Raw genomic sequence first — 14,410 nt, 5'->3', positions numbered from 1 at the left:
CTCGGTGGCGGTGGTCGTGAGTGGGGTTTCGGGCTCTAACCCGAATCGCCACTCACGACCCCCTGAACCCGCCACGGCACCTTCGCCCCGCTCGTCACCAGCCGAAGTTGCTCAGGCCGGTGCCGTACTGGATCTGGTTGAACCCGGCCGTGTTGATCGTCTTGGTGTGGGTCAGCGTGATCGCCCCGGCCGGATCGACGGCCACCGCGGGCTCGACGTCGGGGTTGGAGTTCGCCGCGGGGGTGGTCCGCAGTGTTGGCAGCCTGCCGGTGGTGGTGCCGTCCGCGTTGACGCCGCGCACGTACACCTCGCCGCCATACCGCCAGGCGACGACGGCGCGCCGCTGGCCGTCGATGCCGACCTTCGGTTCCGCCCCGTTCGGGCCGTAACTGGTGGGGCCCCCGGTACCCGCCGCGGTGTACGACCGGACCGCGACCTGCCTGTTGCCCGTGCTGTCGTTCTGCCAGCCGACGACGAAGTTGCCCGCGAAGTCGGCGGCGACGCTCGCGTCACGCTGATCCCCGGTGCCGCCGGGGGCGCGGTACCCCAGTGACTCCGTGCCGTCCGGGGCGAACCCGCGGATGCGGATGGCGAACGAACCGCCGCCGGTGTCCATCTCCCAGACCACGACCGCGTTCCCGTTCGAGCCCATCGCCACGTCGGGGTTCTGGCTTGGGCCGGCGCCGGGGCTGATGATCTGTTCCCACTTCTTCGTGGTGATGGCCGAGTAGAACGCCAGGTGCACCTGTTTCGGGGCGCCGTTCCAGGTTTCGAAGGCGATGGCGAAGCCCGTGCCGTTCGGGTCCGCGGCGATCCGGGGATTCTGCTGCTGTCCGGCCGCGTTCGCGTTGACCAGGGCCGAGCCGGTCTCACGGGCGGCGGCGTCGAACGTCTTCACCCTGATGTCGTAGTAGCCGTTGCCGTCATGGTCGTCCGCGTAGGTGACGATGGTCGTGCCGTCGTCGCGGACCGCGACGTCCGGCTGGATGTGTTTCCAGTTCGCCGTTCCGGTCCCGGTGACCGCGCGGGTGAACTTGGGCTGCCCGTTCTGGTACAGCCGCAGGTAGACGTTGGTGCCGACGGTGTCGGCGGGATTGGTGCCCAGCCGGTCGTCCTCCCACACCACCGCGGTCGTCGCGCCGTTGTTCGAGGTCGCGATCGCCGAGTCGGTCTGGTTGTCGCCGGAGACCGTGGCCGCGTCGGTCCAGTGGACGCCCAGCGCGACGTTCGCGATCCACGGCCGCACGTCGTCGACGCGGGTGTCGATCGCCCCGGTCCGGGTCTCGGTCGACGGCGTGCCGAAGCAGCCGCCTTGCCAGGAGCGGCTGTTCACCGCGGCCACCTCGACGCCGGAGGCGGTGGTGCGGAGCGCGGGGCCGCCGGTGTCGCCGGCGCAGACGGCGGCGCCGTTCTGCCCGGTGAGCGCGAGGTCCCCACCGGTGACCGCGTCGACCGTGAAGGTGCCCGAGTGCTGGTGCAGCGGCGCCCACTCGGTCGCGGTGCGGCCGTAGGCGGGGAGGGTCAGCCGCTCACCGGCCGTCGGCGCGGTCGAGCTGACCGCGACCGGGGTGACGCCCGGGACGGACAGGTTGAGCTGGGCCATCATCAGGTCCCGTGACTCGTGCGGCACCAGCCGGAGCACGTTCCGCACCACGCCGGTGGTGGTCATGAGATCGGGGCGGCCGACGGTCGCGGTGACGGGCTGAGGAGGTGCGCCCGACGGCGGGAGACCGCTGCCGGGGGTGGCCGCGAAGCAGCTCGCGGAGGTGAGCACCCAGCCGGGCGCGACCAGGGCGCCCGAGCAGGCGCGGGCGCCGTTGCCGATGTCCAGCCGCACGACGAACGCGTGGTCGCCGTCGCCGCCGACGACGGCCGCCGCGGGTGTGGTCGTCACCGCGGTGGCGGCCAGTGCCAGGCCGGACAACAGAGCCAGTCTTCTGGCGGGTCTTTTCATGACTGAGTTCCTCGCACGGTGGCCGGTCAACGGGAGACCTTGATTTCCAGGAGCATGTACTCGCCGCCGGTGCCGCCGGGGTCGGTCTCGCCGACGCCCGCGTAGCTGTTCGGCGGCACCTTGTAGGTCTTCTTCGTCGCCCCGTCGTCGGGGGTCAGGACGACCTCGCTGGTGAAGTTCCCGGTGTCCACGCCGTAGACGGACGGCATTTCCACGGTCAGGTGACCGGTCTTCCCCGAGACGCGGAAGCACACGTAGCCGGGGGCAGGCTGGCCACGTTCGGCGATCCGCAGCAGATCCGGATCCGCCGAGTCGGCCGGGCAGGTGGCGAGCAGCACGATGTGGCCGTCGCCGCGTTTGAGCAGGAACCCGCGTTCCGCCTGGATCTGCGCGGCCTGCGGGTAGTTGAAGTCCTCGATCGCGAGCGGTGGCAGAGCGTCGGCCTGCGGTGTCACGTCGGCGCCGGCGGGCACGGCGCCGATGGCGAAGCCGGCGAGAGCGGCGAGAGTGGCGGCCAGCGCCGCTCTCCACGGATGCTTCATACGGATCTCCTCTTGCGGTGGTTTCCCGGCGCTGACGTGCCGGTGGTCGGTCGGGACGAGGCCGCTGCCCGTTCGAAGTCGGCGCGCGCCTGGCCGGACAGGCCGAGCCCGGCGGCGATGAGCCGGACCGTGTCGCGGCGGGGCCTGCTGACCCGGCCGTGTTCGAGATCCCTGATCGCCCGGACGCTGACGGTGGAGCGGGCGGCGAGAAGCCGCTGGGTCGCGCCGAGGCTCTGCCGGTGGCTCCGCAGCAACTCGCCGAAGTGGGCCGGACGCTCATCCGCCGGGGTGATCGACTCCAGCGCCGGGGCGGCTTCGGCCACCCGCATGAGGTATCCGGGAGGCCTGGTGACGATGGCCGAGGGCAGCCCGATCCCGCCCAGGCTCGCCCGCAGCGCCGACACGCAGAGCCGCACCTGGGTCCGCGCGGTGGCGGGCGGTTCGGTGTCCCAGACGGCGTCGATCAACCGGTCGATGCCGACCACCTGGTTCGCGTTGAGCAGCAATACGTCCAGCACGATCGCCTGCCTGCCGGACAGGCCGATGTGAACACCTCGAGTCACTGGCGTCCTCCGGTTCGCTCAGCGACTCACGTCACCGATGCCGCATCATGGTCGGAAAGCGACAGAGGAGGGACAACCGGAAGTTTCACCGAAAAAGTGCCGGTTCGACGTGCGTGGCCGGAGAAGCCCGCCCGGCTCGGGTGAGCGGAGCGGGCTCGGCGGCGCTATCCGCAGCAGATGTTGTAACCGTGGTTCCGCCAGAACATCGACGGGCTCGGGTTGTCGAGCACCGGATCGCCGGTGCTGTCCGCGGCGCTCTCGCGCCTGCCCGGACGGTACTCGACATGCGTGTGCGTGGCGGTGGCGCCGCGGTACTCCTCGGTGCCGATCTGCTGGCCGCGGTTCACGAACTCACCGACCGCGAGCCCGTTCGACGGGTTGAGGTGCAGGTAGATGATGGTGAAATCCTGATCACGATTGTAGATCGCCAACGTGGACAGGCCGGCGCTGCCGTTGCTGCCCTCGGTCTTCCTGATCACGTAGCCCTGCGTCATCGAGTACACGGGAGCGCCGAAGCCGCGCGCGAAGTCGATCCCCTCGTGCCTGCCCGACGTGCTCACGTAGCCGTCGAAATAGGAGGTGATGCGGCCGGAATCACTGTGGTACAGCCCGGTTTCCAGCCAGTCGTTCCCCACAAGGCCGAGCAGGTGCCCGGCGTTTTCGTTGTACGCCGAGCTCAAGTTGCCTTTGGCGCCGTGCGGGAACGAATCGATCGGCCCGGTCCAGCCGTTCTTGGAGAACACGGTGACGACCGCGTCCCGCCGGTTCCACACCGAGGCCGCCTTGTCCTTCACGCACAGGCCCCTCCCCGCGCCCGCGCCGAGGAAGTGATAGCAGTCGGAACTCGTGCCGTAGTTGGCGACCGACGCGTCGAAATCGCTGACCGATCCCTGCTGATTACTGTTGTAGTACAAGCAGAACTCGCCGTCCTCGCAGACGCCGTTCCGTGCCGTCGCGGCTTGTGCCGCCGGGGTGACCAGGAGAGTGCTGCTCAATGTCAGTGCCACGCCGAACAGTACGGCCATCAATCTTCTCAACGACGTTCCCTTTCTCCCTGAACGCGGCCAATCAATCAGTGCGCGACGCTACGGAGCCGGGAGACGCTCAGGGAAGTCATAAAGGGCAAACTGCCGCTCGGTGGGCGGCGCGGGTCCGCCGGTGCCGACGGCGGCCTCGACCGGGCGACCACCGGCACGGCGCACCCGCGGACAGCCGAGGCATGTCGCGAAAGCCACTTTCGCGACGCCTGACGTCCCGAAAGTGGCTTTCGCGACACGATCCCGCGCGCCGCCGTAGGAAAAGCTCAGTGTCCTATATGGACGATCGGTGTGACTAGCCGTCCCGCCAGTGCCTCAGGGTGCCCATCCTGTACTCGCGGATACCGTCCCACGCGAAGAAGATCACGGTCTTGAATCCGACGAATCCTTCTGGCCAATCGTTGTCGCACACTTTCGTGGTTCCGCCGCCGGAGGTGTTGTAGCACAGCCAATACCGGGTGGCTCCGTTGACCGTCATCTGCACCCTGGCCATGACCGGATTCCCGTCGGCGCAGTGATCCCGCACGGTGATGCGGTCACCGTTGAGCGTGACCCAGGCGTCACCCACCGACCTTCGCTCTCCCATGCACTCCATGGAGGTGGCCATGCTGACCGGCCCGACGTCGATGCTCGTGTAATCGGCCGCGGCGACATGGGGCGTGGCGAGCATCTGTGACGAGAAGACCAGCGCTGTCGCCGCGACTGGCGCGAGAATGCGCGAAAAACGGGGCATTGCGTTCCCTTCGGTTCGGCTATCGCATCGGCCCGAGGGTAACGCGCGTCCGATATCGGACGCAGGGGCCATTCGGACCACAAAGGACACTCGGATCGAAATGACTTCCTTTTGTGGAAAACACTTCGAAAATCAGCGAGCGCCGAGAGCGCGGCGCCCGGCGCGGTGCAGCGCGGCGAGCTGGAGACCGAGTACGACGCCGACGCCGATGGCCGCGGTGGAGACGATCGCTTCGGCCACGGCGGTCCACGCGCCGGGGACCCGGGCGAAGACCTGCGACAGGCTCAGGTAAAGCGCGGGGCCGGGCAGCACGGCGCCGGTCAGCCCGGGGATGGTGACGACGGCGGTCGGCACTCGCAAGGTCCGGGCCGCCGCGCCGGCCAGTGCGCCGAGCACCGTGGTCGCGAGGAAGATCGACAGCGGAGTGGCCAGGCCGAGTATCGAGTGCCCCGCCCAGTTCACCAGGGACGTGACGATCCCGGCGCCGCAGGCGAGCAGCCACCACCGCGCGGGCGTGCCCATCAGGATCGCGTTGCCCAGTGAACCGACGAGCGCGGTCGCCGGCACCAGGGCGAGCGGCAGCGTGGCGAGGTGGACCCGGCCTGCCTCCCCGAGGATGTCGAGATCGTTGGCCACCGACACCACGACCATGACTCCGGTGACGATCGCGCCGGTGAGCAGCAGAACGGTGACCATCCGCGCCGCGGCCATCAGGTGGAAGTCGCCGACGGCGTCTTCGACCAGGGACACCAGCGACAGGATCGGCAGTAGCAGCACGAGATTGGCCGCCGAGAGGCTCGCGGCCTCGTGCCCGTCGAGCAGGCCGAGGGACAGCAGGGAGATCGCGGCGACGAGCACGGTGCTCGCTTTGGCCGCGACCTGGAAGAACTCCGCGATGCCGATCGTGCCGAGCGCCCAGCCGACGCGGTTGGCGAGCACGAACAACGCGGCCGAGACCACCGCGGCGAGCAGGGTGCCGTTGGCCTGCAGGCAGATCATCGCCGCGAGGAGGCAGCCGCCGAGCAGGCTGACGTACCACGGCCAGGTCGGGCCCGCCTTGGCGAGTTCGCCGATCGCGTGCTCGGCCTCTTCGGGCGAGGTCGCGCCCGTGCCGGCACGGACCGCGAGCGCTTCCAGATCGCCCATCCGGCCGATGTCGCGGGTGTCGTTCGCTTCGACACTGCCCAGCAGCACCACCGGCTCGCCGCCTCCGCTCGGGCAGTACTGCAGATGGACCGTCCGCACCCCGACCGAGATCCGCGGATCGTCGATACCGCCCGCGTTCGCCAGCCGGCGGATCGTGCGGACGACGACGGCGGTCTCGATGCCCTGACGGAACATCTGCATCGCCACGTCGAGCGCGAAGGCCAGCACACGTCGCGCCCGCGCGCGTTCCTCCTCCGACATGGTCGGCACTGTAAGGGCTGACCCGTGCGGGACGGAGCCGCTGGCCGGAGCGGAGGCCCGGCTTAGCCCGATCGTGGCACGAAGAGTGAGAACGCCGGGCCGCGCAAGCTTTTCCGGTCGACGAGGGCCCGGGACACTCAGCGTCTCTATTCACCGCCGATCATCCCTGACTTCATTGCCCGCGCCACTCGTTCATGTGAACCGGACGCTTCCGAAAGATCACGCGAAGAGTGCTTGAAGCCGCCATCCGAATGACCCGCCGGGACGGACCGCAACCTGCGCGCGTGAAGTTCCGGCGAGACCCCGATTTCACCAAGAGTGACTGTTAGCGTGCGGATTGAAGTCATGATCTTGGATGTGGAGGAGGCATACGATGAACCGTCTTGTCATCGCCGCGATGAGCGCGGTGTCCGCCGGCGCCCTGCTGATGGTCGCGAGCCCACCGGCTCAGGCCGCGGCCGGGGAAGTGGTGGTCTTCTCGACCGAGTTCCAGCGTCTGGACACCTATCGGAACCCCGACGGCTGCTACAAACTCCCCATCGCCGCCCATGTCCTGGCCAATCTGACCTCGGCCGAGGTGGTCGTCTACGGCGATCCGCTCTGCCTGACGCCCGGGATGCGCGTCCCGGCGGGCTACGGCTCCCACGTCCCACCGGGCACCGGGTCGTTCTCGGTCAGCTGATCGTTTCGTGTGACATCGAGACTGAGGGGGTCCCGTGTCTGTCGATCTTGTCGTGGTCGGAGTCGGTTACGTCGGACTGCCGTTGGCCGAAGCCGCCTGCGAGGCGGGTTTGTCGGTCGCCGGGTACGACACCTCGCCGAGGGTCGCGGCCGCCGTGGCCGCTGGGCGTTCGCATGTGCCCGACGTGACCACGAGCCGGTTGCGGGCCATGCGGGCGAGCGGGTTCACCGTGACGACCGACCCCGGTGTGCTCGGCACCGCGGAAACCATCGTGCTCTGCGTGCCGACCGGGCTGGACCCGTCGGGCGGGCCGGATCTCGCCGCGGTGCGTGAGGCGGCGGAGACGGTGGCCGAACAGTTGCGGCCGGGAACGCTGGTGGTGCTCGAGTCGACGAGTTTTCCCGGCACCACCGACGAAATCGTCCGCCCCATCCTGGAGAAGCACGGCCTGACCGCGGGGGAGGACTTCGCGCTCGCCTATTCGCCCGAGCGGGTCGACCCGGGCAACCGCCGCTTCGGCATCCGGAACACGCCGAAGGTGATCAGCGGGCACACCCCGTTGTGCGCCAAGTACTGCGCGGCGTTCTACGGGCGCTTCGTCGACACGATCGTGGTGGCGCGCGGCACCAGGGAGGCCGAGATGGCCAAGCTGCTGGAGAACACCTATCGCTACGTGAACATCGCCCTGGTCAACGAGATCTCCATCTTCTGCGACCGGATCGGGGTCGACGTGTGGGACGTGGTGCACTGCGCCGCGACCAAACCCTTCGGCTTCATGCCCTTCGTGCCGGGGCCGGGCGTCGGCGGGCACTGCATCCCGGTCGACCCGAAATACCTGCTGGACAAGGCCGACCGGGAAGGGACCCCGCTCGGTGTGGTGCACGCCGCCCGGCTCGTGGACGACCGGATGCCCGAGCACGTGGTCGAGCGGGTGACGCGCCTGCTCGCCGAGCAGCGAAAACCGTTGTGCGAAGCGAAAGTCCTGCTGCTGGGTGTCGCGTACAAGGCCGACGTGCCGGACACCCGCGAGTCCGCCGCCATCCGGATCGCCCTCCGGTTGCGCGCGCTCGGCGCGGACCTGGCCTACCACGACCCGGTGGCCGTGGCCGTACCCGAATTGGGGCCACCGGCCACCGACCTCGACGAGGTGCTCCGAACCGCGGACGTCACCGTCCTGCTGGTGGCGCACCGCGCCTACGACCTCAGCCGGCTGACCTCGACGGCCAGGCTGCTGTTCGACGTGACGGGCCAGGTGCCCGGAGAGGAGGTCGTCCGTCTTTGACCGTGTCCGGCGGGTCGAGAGCCGCCGGGTACGCGCGTACCGCAGATTCTTCCGAGTTCACGCGAAAAGGAGTGTGCACGAATGACCACGGCGGTCAAGAACGACAGGCTCAAGAAGCGTTTCGAGAAGTGGGACGTCAACGGTAACGGCAAGATCGAGAAGTCCGATCTCGAGGCCGAAGCCGGCCGGATCATCAAGGCGTTCGGCGAAGACCCGGCCTCGCCACAGGCGCGCGCGGTGAAGGACTCTTTCGTGGCGATGTACGAGTACCTGGCCGGTAAGGCGGGCGCCGGCCCGAACGGTGCGCTGAGCGAGCAGCAGTTCACCGAGGTGATCGAGGCGCAGATCTTCTCCGAGGGCGACTCGGGATTCGACCGGGTGGTCCGGCCCACCATCGCCGCGATCGTCGGCCTGTGCGACACCGACGGCGACGGCGAGGTCAACCAGCAGGAGTTCGCCAAGTGGCTGGCGGCCATCGGGGTCGAGTCCTCGGCCGTGGCCCCCGCGTTCCGGGCGATCGACGTGAACGGCAACGGCAAGCTGACCGTCGACGAACTCGTGCACGCGGTACGCGACTACCATCTCGGCAAATCGGACGTGCCCCTGCTCGGCAAGTAGCGGCGAAGTGGTGAGTGTTCCCGGGCCGGGAACACTCACCACCGGCCGCGGAAACGCACCTCCAGTTCCGGTTTCAAGCCGAGCTCTTCACCGGTCACCGGCGGCGTGGTGTGGATGAGAATGTTGTAGTGGTTGGGAAAATGGCAGCCGTCGAAGCCGAGCACGGTGCCGACGAGTTCGCCGCCGATCCACACCTCGTCGCCTCGGTCGATCACCCCGGCCCGCTCGATTTCGGCGAAGCCGAGGAAACCGACGCGGTCGATCGGCGCTCCGGGCTCCGTGTCCTCGTGGCCGGTCGTGACGAGTTCGTGGATCTCGCCGGCGCGAACGCATCGGCTGGCGAAGGGCTCCAGGCTCATTCCCCGGTCTTCACGGTGATGTACGAGCACCTTCACCACCGTGCCGGTGATCTCCCGTTTCGGCCCGTCCTCGCGCATCGCGCTCCTTCCGGTAACATTCGTCCACTATGGACAGAGTGGTGAGACCGCTGTCGCGCCAGGCCCCGCCCTTGCGCACGGCTTCCTCGAACTCCCGCAGCAACCCGTCGTACTCGTGCCGGAGTGATTCCTTGAACGCCGGGAACCCGGCGAGCATGTCGGCGCGCAGCACGGTGCCATCGGTCAGGGCCACTTCGATGTCCTTGACCTCTCCGGGAAACGACCAGTCGAGTTCCACCACCGCGTTGTCGAGCACGAGGGTCGCCTGCCTGTCGACGCCCTTCGCGTCCCGCGTGATCCGCACGCTCCGCAGCGACACCGCCCCGAGGAACATCTGGACGAGGTCGAGCGCGTTCGGTCCGTTGTCCGCCACGCAACCGCCTCCGCAGCGCGCGGTGTCGAGATACCAGCGGTCACCGCCGACGTGTTCTTCGATCCGCTCCAGATAACGCACCCTCAGTGAGGCGATCGGCGCCCGGCCCGCGAGGTCCTCGTGCAGCGCCCGCACGTTGCTGTTGTACCTGCGGTGGAACGCGGTGAACAGGGCGACGTCGTGCCTCGCCGCTCTCGCCACGAGATCTTCGCCGTCGGCGAGCACGGTGGCGAGCGGCTTCTCCACGCAGACCGGCAGACCGGCGTCCAGCACGTCCCGGCACACGGCCGCGTGGACGTCGTTGGGCGCGGTCACGATCACCGCGTCGAGCCCTCCGGCGGCGAGCATCTCCCGGTGATCCCGGTAGCCGGGCACGCCGATCCCGGCGAGCGCCGCCGGATCGAGATCGCAGACCGCGGCGAGCCCGAAGGCACGGGACCGTTCCACCGCGGCGAGGTAGAAGCGTGCGATGACGCCGAGCCCCACGACACCGACGCGGATCATCCGACCGCCCTTTCCCGCACCGCGTGCAGTACTTCGTAGACGTCGTCGGGCACCGGCACCCCGTGCGCGCGGAACCGGGCCGCGCGTTCACCCTCGTGCCAGCCCGGATAGACGACCGGGGCGGCGGGGTCGCGGGCGGGCCAGCCGCGCACGGCGGCGAAGAACGCGGTCGCGTCGGCGGCGAATCCGCCCCGCAGGAGTTCCGGTGCGATCGCCAGCGTCAGCACGCCGATGTCGTCGTCGCGGTTCCCGTCGGCGGACAACGCGCCGAGCATGGCGCCGGGTACCAGCGCGCCGAGCACCTCGACGAGCAGGCCAAGGCCGAATCCCTTGTAGGCGCCCGTTTCGGGGTCGCCGCCCAGCCACAGCAGGTGGGCGTCGCCGCGGTCGAACGCGGCGGCGTCGGTCACCGGCGCGCCGTCATCGGTGGCGAGCCACCCCGGCGGGATCGCGCGGCCTTCCCTCGCCGCGGCCCGCACCCGCCCGGTCGGCACGACGGTGGTGCTCATGTCGAGGACGAACGGATGCGCGTCACCGGCGGGACAGGCCAGCGCGAGCGGGTTCGTGCCGAGCATCGCCGCCGCGCCACCCGGTGGCGGGGCGATGCGCTGCCCGCCGCAGTTCGACGCGACGAGGCCGATCATGCCGTGGGCGGCGGCGCGCGCGGCGTGGTGGCCCGCACAGCCGATATGCGTGGCGCCCCGCAGCGACACCATCCCGATGCCGTGCCGCGAAGCCCTGGCGCACGCCAGCTCCATGGCCTGCGACGCCGACCACAACCCCAGCGTGCGACGGGCGTCGGCGAGGACGCACGCGCCCAGATCGGTCTGGATCACCATGTCCGCCGCCGGATCCGCCCGGCCTTCGTCGAGCAGTGGCAGGTACAGCCGGGTGAGGTTGACCAGTCCGTGCGAGGTCACCCCGGTCAGGTCGCCGTGGCACAACGCGGTGGCGGCGATCGCCGCCCGGTCCCGCGGGACGCCGCGGTCCACGAAGATCGCGGTGACCAGGGACAGAAGCTCGGGGTAGGGCATCAGCACGGTCATGCTCCTCCGTTCCGGCTGAATCGCACGACGATCTCGCGGACGACGTCGGAGAACTTGTCGAGCTCTCCGACGTCGGCGAACTCCCCGGCGGAGTGCGCGTTGTTGCCGCCGAGGGAACCGGGGCCGAGGACGGCCGTCCGGGTGCCGGGGACGTCGGCGAGCCACAGGGCGTCGCAGGTGAAGCCGGGCTCGTCGTCGGGCCAGCGGGTGACGAACTCGTCCAGCAGGGGGATGTCCCGCGCCATAAGGGCGGGCAGGTCGCGTTTGAGCCACCGCACGTCGGTGATCGCCGCGGCGTCGGCCGCGGTACGGGCGAACGCGGGGGACTCACTGAACCGGGTGACGAACGCGGCGATGCCCGACCGCAGCCCGTCCTCCAGCGCGGAGGTCATCTTCGCCGCCGCTTCCCGGCTGTCGTAGGGAATGTTGAGCAGAAGCTCCCCGCTGCCGTACACCCTGTTGTGCAGGCGTCCGGTGTGCAGCCCCGCCACGCAGACCCGGCCGTGGTCCGCCAGGTCGAGCGCGAGGTGCTGGGCGAGGAAGCCGAGCAGGACGGTGGCGTTGTGCCCTCGGTGCGGTTCGTCGTCGATCGCGTCTTCCCCGCGCACCCGCACGCACGCGGTCATCGACGCCGAGCAGCGGGGCAGGTAGCGCAGGCCGGTCGGCTCGCAGAAGATGTTGAGCTCGCCGTGGAAACCCGCCTCGACGAGCGGCCGCGTGCCGAACGTGCCCATCGCGCCGCCTTCCTCGCCGGAGACCGCCTGGATGAGCACGCCGGCGTCCCGGCCGACCGCCGGATCCGCCGCGACCGCGGCCCGGATCCCGGCCAGCAGCGCCACCGCGGGCCCCTTGGCGTCGATCGCGCCCCGGCCGGTGAACCTGGTCCCGTCGAAACCCGCGGGCTCGAACGGCGCCACGGTGTCGAGGTGGACGTTGAACATCACGGCGGGACTGGCCGGGCCGAGCCGGAGCACCAGGCTCGGCTGGCAGGCGAGGAAGTCCGGCCCGGCTTCGCGGACCGCGACCGGGACACCCGGCCGGTGCAGCACCGAGGGTTCCGGGGTGCCGAGGTACAGCGTCTCGAAACCGATCCCGGCCGCCGCATCGGCGTAAGCCCGCATCGCGTCCCAGAGGCGGACTTCACCGGTCGTTTCGAGCGGACCGGCCGTCGGCAGGGCGAGCAGCCGTGACAGCAGTTCCCGATCCTCGCGGATCACGGGAACAGCCCGGCCATCGCCCGGCCGGCGGCGACGAACGTGGCCGCCGCGTCGTGCGCGAGCACACCCGGCTCATGGGGTTTGAGCGCGAGATGGGGTTCCAGCGACCAGGCGCCGCGATACCCGTTGGCCTGCAACAACTTCACGCAGTCCGCGACGCGTGCTTCACCCTCGCCCGGGAGGGTGAAGCCGTGCTCGTCCGCGTCCTTGACGTGCACGTGCTCGACGTGGCCGGCGATATCGGCCAGCAGGTCGAATCCGTCGTAACCGTGGGGCACGCCGTTCCCGGTGTCGAACAGCAGTTTCAGCGCCGGGCTCGCGACCTCGTCCAGCAGTTCGAGCATCCGCTCGGCACTCGTGCCCGCCCAGCCCGAGCAGTTCTCGTGCAGCAGCGTCACGCCGTGCCGTTCGGCGTGTTCGGCGAGCACGGTGATCCTCGCGATGGCCCGGCGGCGCCAGTCGTCCTCGCACAGGCCATCGCCGGGATACGACATGATCCGGAGATAGCGCGTGCCGATCGACCGCGCTCGCCTGGCGAGGACGTCCAGTTCCGCGAGGTCGTGCCGGAAATCGGTGGTGATCGGCCTGCCCCAGCCGCCGATCCGGGACGCCAGGCAGACCACGCCGATCGCCTTGCCCGCCAGCGTCGTCGCGACCTCGTCGAACCGCTCGTCGGTGAGGTCGGCGACGGGGATCCGATCGACGGTGCGCAGCTCGATCGTCCGCCACCCCAGTGCGTCGAGCGCCGCGATCTGGCCCCCGAGGTCGTCGGCAGCCTCGTCGGTGATGCCGGCGAACACCGGGTCAGTCGGCATGGGCCGCCACCGCGCCGGGTTCGGGACGGGAGACCGGTTCCGCGCAGATGTTCTTGGCCACCGACAGCAGTTGCACCACCTCGGTGGCGAAGGTGAAGCCCTGCGTCTGCTCCCCGTCCACCTGGAACTTCCGGTAGGCCTGGAACATCCATTCGGTCATGGCGTCGTCGCGCAGCACGACGTGCTCGGACCGGCCGTTCGACCGCAGGGTCAGCTGCGAATGGTGGTCGTCGCCGCTCACCGCGAAATGCCCGACCGCGGTGCCCGTCTCGAAGTCGACGGTGACGCGCCGCTCCCGCACCGGCGAGGTCAGATCCGAACGGATCTCCGTGTGGATTCCCGAATTGTGCCGGAGACCGACGCTGGCGCCGCCCATCCGGGGGCCGACGTTCCCCTCGACCTCGAGATCGGTCCCGGACGCGTGGGTGACCCGCGCGGCGCCCGCGAGCCGCAGCGCGAGCGCGACCCCGTGCGGCAGTTCGACGTCGAAGGCGGTCGGGTGTCCCGGCGTCACGAGCGACCGGCGGAACCGCGGTTTGTTCTGCACGATGTCGATGGATTTCGGAGCGCCGAAGCGGCCGCTGCGGATCAGCTCGACCAACCGTGCGGTGAGCGTGCTGGCGAGCCAGGGCTCGACGACCTCGACGTGCAGTTTGTACTTGCGGCGCAGGCGGATGATCCGGGCGAGGTCGTCGATGTCGGCGGCGAGCGGCTTCTCCACGATCACCTTGCGGAAGCCCAGCGTGGCCAGTTCGGAGAGCACGGCGAGGCGTTCGGTCGGCGGGGTGCAGACGTGCGCGACGGTGACGGCGGGGTCGAGTCCGGCGGCCGCGGCCTCGATGGTCGGAACGACCTCGAGACCCGCCCGCGGGGCGACGTTCGGCCGCGGTTCGCACGCGGTGACGGGAGCGTCGTCGAAGAGCAGCGGGGTCCGGGTACGGAGTTTGGCCAAGACCGGCAGATGCAGACCCGCGCCTGCCCGGCCGAGTCCCACAATGAGTGAACGCACTGGTGAGCCTGCTCCTCAGAGTTTCCCATTCGGAATCCATCGCAAAACTGACATCCGCCATGATCAACTGTCAATACTTTCCCCTGGGGTTGACCAGGAAGTGCGAACCTCGCGAGGGCCCGGTTTTCCTGACATACGCTCGGGAACGGGTTCCAACGCCACCGGAGGTGGGTACGCTGTCGGTGTCATTT

General features: G+C 69.6%; 15 protein-coding genes. 3 read left to right on the top strand and 12 right to left on the bottom strand.

The annotated features are described in order from the left end of the window. Window positions 1-94: 94 nt before the first annotated feature. From ACZ1DY_RS29095 to ACZ1DY_RS29070, 6 genes are all read right to left on the bottom strand, one after another. Window positions 95-1,954: a trypsin-like serine protease gene (locus ACZ1DY_RS29095; protein ID WP_465481538.1), complete on the bottom strand. Its 1,860-nt coding sequence runs from the start codon at window positions 1,952-1,954 to the stop codon at window positions 95-97. Window positions 1,955-1,980: 26 nt separating this feature from the next. Then, window positions 1,981-2,496, bottom strand: a complete 516-nt coding sequence (locus ACZ1DY_RS29090; protein WP_465481537.1) for a hypothetical protein — start codon at window positions 2,494-2,496, stop codon at window positions 1,981-1,983. Then, window positions 2,493-3,059, bottom strand: a complete 567-nt coding sequence (locus ACZ1DY_RS29085; RefSeq protein WP_465481536.1) for a helix-turn-helix domain-containing protein — start codon at window positions 3,057-3,059, stop codon at window positions 2,493-2,495. Before ACZ1DY_RS29085 ends, ACZ1DY_RS29090 begins: the two co-directional genes overlap by 4 nt. 164 nt (window positions 3,060-3,223) lie before the next feature. After that, complete coding sequence (locus ACZ1DY_RS29080; protein WP_465481535.1) at window positions 3,224-4,084, bottom strand: peptidase inhibitor family I36 protein; 861 nt, start codon at window positions 4,082-4,084, stop codon at window positions 3,224-3,226. Window positions 4,085-4,391: 307 nt separating this feature from the next. After that, a complete protein-coding gene (locus ACZ1DY_RS29075; protein WP_465481534.1) occupies window positions 4,392-4,829 on the bottom strand; it encodes a hypothetical protein in 438 nt (145 codons plus the stop codon). Between the two features lie 132 nt (window positions 4,830-4,961). After that, window positions 4,962-6,236, bottom strand: a complete 1,275-nt coding sequence (locus ACZ1DY_RS29070) for a threonine/serine exporter family protein (protein WP_465481533.1) — start codon at window positions 6,234-6,236, stop codon at window positions 4,962-4,964. A gap of 373 nt (window positions 6,237-6,609) precedes the next feature. Between ACZ1DY_RS29070 and ACZ1DY_RS29065 the strand changes: the two genes are divergently transcribed. The 3 genes from ACZ1DY_RS29065 to ACZ1DY_RS29055 all read left to right on the top strand — a co-directional run bounded on the left by ACZ1DY_RS29065 (window position 6,610) and on the right by ACZ1DY_RS29055 (window position 8,818). Further along, window positions 6,610-6,918, top strand: coding sequence for a hypothetical protein (locus tag ACZ1DY_RS29065; RefSeq protein ID WP_192741324.1), 309 nt, complete (start codon window positions 6,610-6,612; stop codon window positions 6,916-6,918). 34 nt (window positions 6,919-6,952) lie between these two features. After that, entirely contained in the window at window positions 6,953-8,200 is a 1,248-nt protein-coding gene (locus ACZ1DY_RS29060) for a nucleotide sugar dehydrogenase (protein ID WP_465481532.1), read from the top strand. 81 nt (window positions 8,201-8,281) lie between these two features. After that, window positions 8,282-8,818, top strand: coding sequence for an EF-hand domain-containing protein (locus ACZ1DY_RS29055; protein ID WP_257485549.1), 537 nt, complete (start codon window positions 8,282-8,284; stop codon window positions 8,816-8,818). Window positions 8,819-8,853: 35 nt separating this feature from the next. Here ACZ1DY_RS29055 and ACZ1DY_RS29050 read toward each other — a convergent pair whose 3' ends face one another. Genes ACZ1DY_RS29050 through ACZ1DY_RS29025 form a run of 6 tightly spaced genes read right to left on the bottom strand, consistent with a single transcriptional unit; the run spans window position 8,854 to window position 14,219 of the window. Then, the gene (locus tag ACZ1DY_RS29050) at window positions 8,854-9,255 is read right to left on the bottom strand and encodes a DUF6917 domain-containing protein (RefSeq protein ID WP_257485550.1); all 402 of its coding nucleotides are present in this window, start codon (window positions 9,253-9,255) and stop codon (window positions 8,854-8,856) included. Then, window positions 9,188-10,132, bottom strand: a complete 945-nt coding sequence (locus ACZ1DY_RS29045; RefSeq protein ID WP_465481531.1) for a Gfo/Idh/MocA family protein — start codon at window positions 10,130-10,132, stop codon at window positions 9,188-9,190. Before ACZ1DY_RS29045 ends, ACZ1DY_RS29050 begins: the two co-directional genes overlap by 68 nt. Next, window positions 10,129-11,178 (bottom strand): Ldh family oxidoreductase, encoded by a 1,050-nt coding sequence (locus tag ACZ1DY_RS29040; RefSeq protein WP_465481530.1) that lies wholly within the window; start codon window positions 11,176-11,178, stop codon window positions 10,129-10,131. Before ACZ1DY_RS29040 ends, ACZ1DY_RS29045 begins: the two co-directional genes overlap by 4 nt. Next, a complete protein-coding gene (locus ACZ1DY_RS29035) occupies window positions 11,175-12,395 on the bottom strand; it encodes a M20/M25/M40 family metallo-hydrolase (RefSeq protein WP_465481529.1) in 1,221 nt (406 codons plus the stop codon). The genes ACZ1DY_RS29040 and ACZ1DY_RS29035 overlap by 4 nt, the downstream gene beginning before the upstream one ends. Continuing rightward, a complete protein-coding gene (locus ACZ1DY_RS29030) occupies window positions 12,392-13,210 on the bottom strand; it encodes a sugar phosphate isomerase/epimerase family protein (protein WP_465481528.1) in 819 nt (272 codons plus the stop codon). Before ACZ1DY_RS29030 ends, ACZ1DY_RS29035 begins: the two co-directional genes overlap by 4 nt. Beyond that, window positions 13,200-14,219 carry a Gfo/Idh/MocA family oxidoreductase gene (locus tag ACZ1DY_RS29025; RefSeq protein WP_257485555.1) on the bottom strand — a complete coding sequence of 340 codons (1,020 nt, stop codon included), beginning with the start codon at window positions 14,217-14,219 and terminating at the stop codon, window positions 13,200-13,202. The genes ACZ1DY_RS29030 and ACZ1DY_RS29025 overlap by 11 nt, the downstream gene beginning before the upstream one ends. Between the last annotated feature and the right edge of the window lie 191 nt (window positions 14,220-14,410).

Source organism: Amycolatopsis sp. PSD-21, from assembly GCF_055561455.1.
This window is presented reverse-complemented; position numbering and strand designations above follow the sequence as displayed.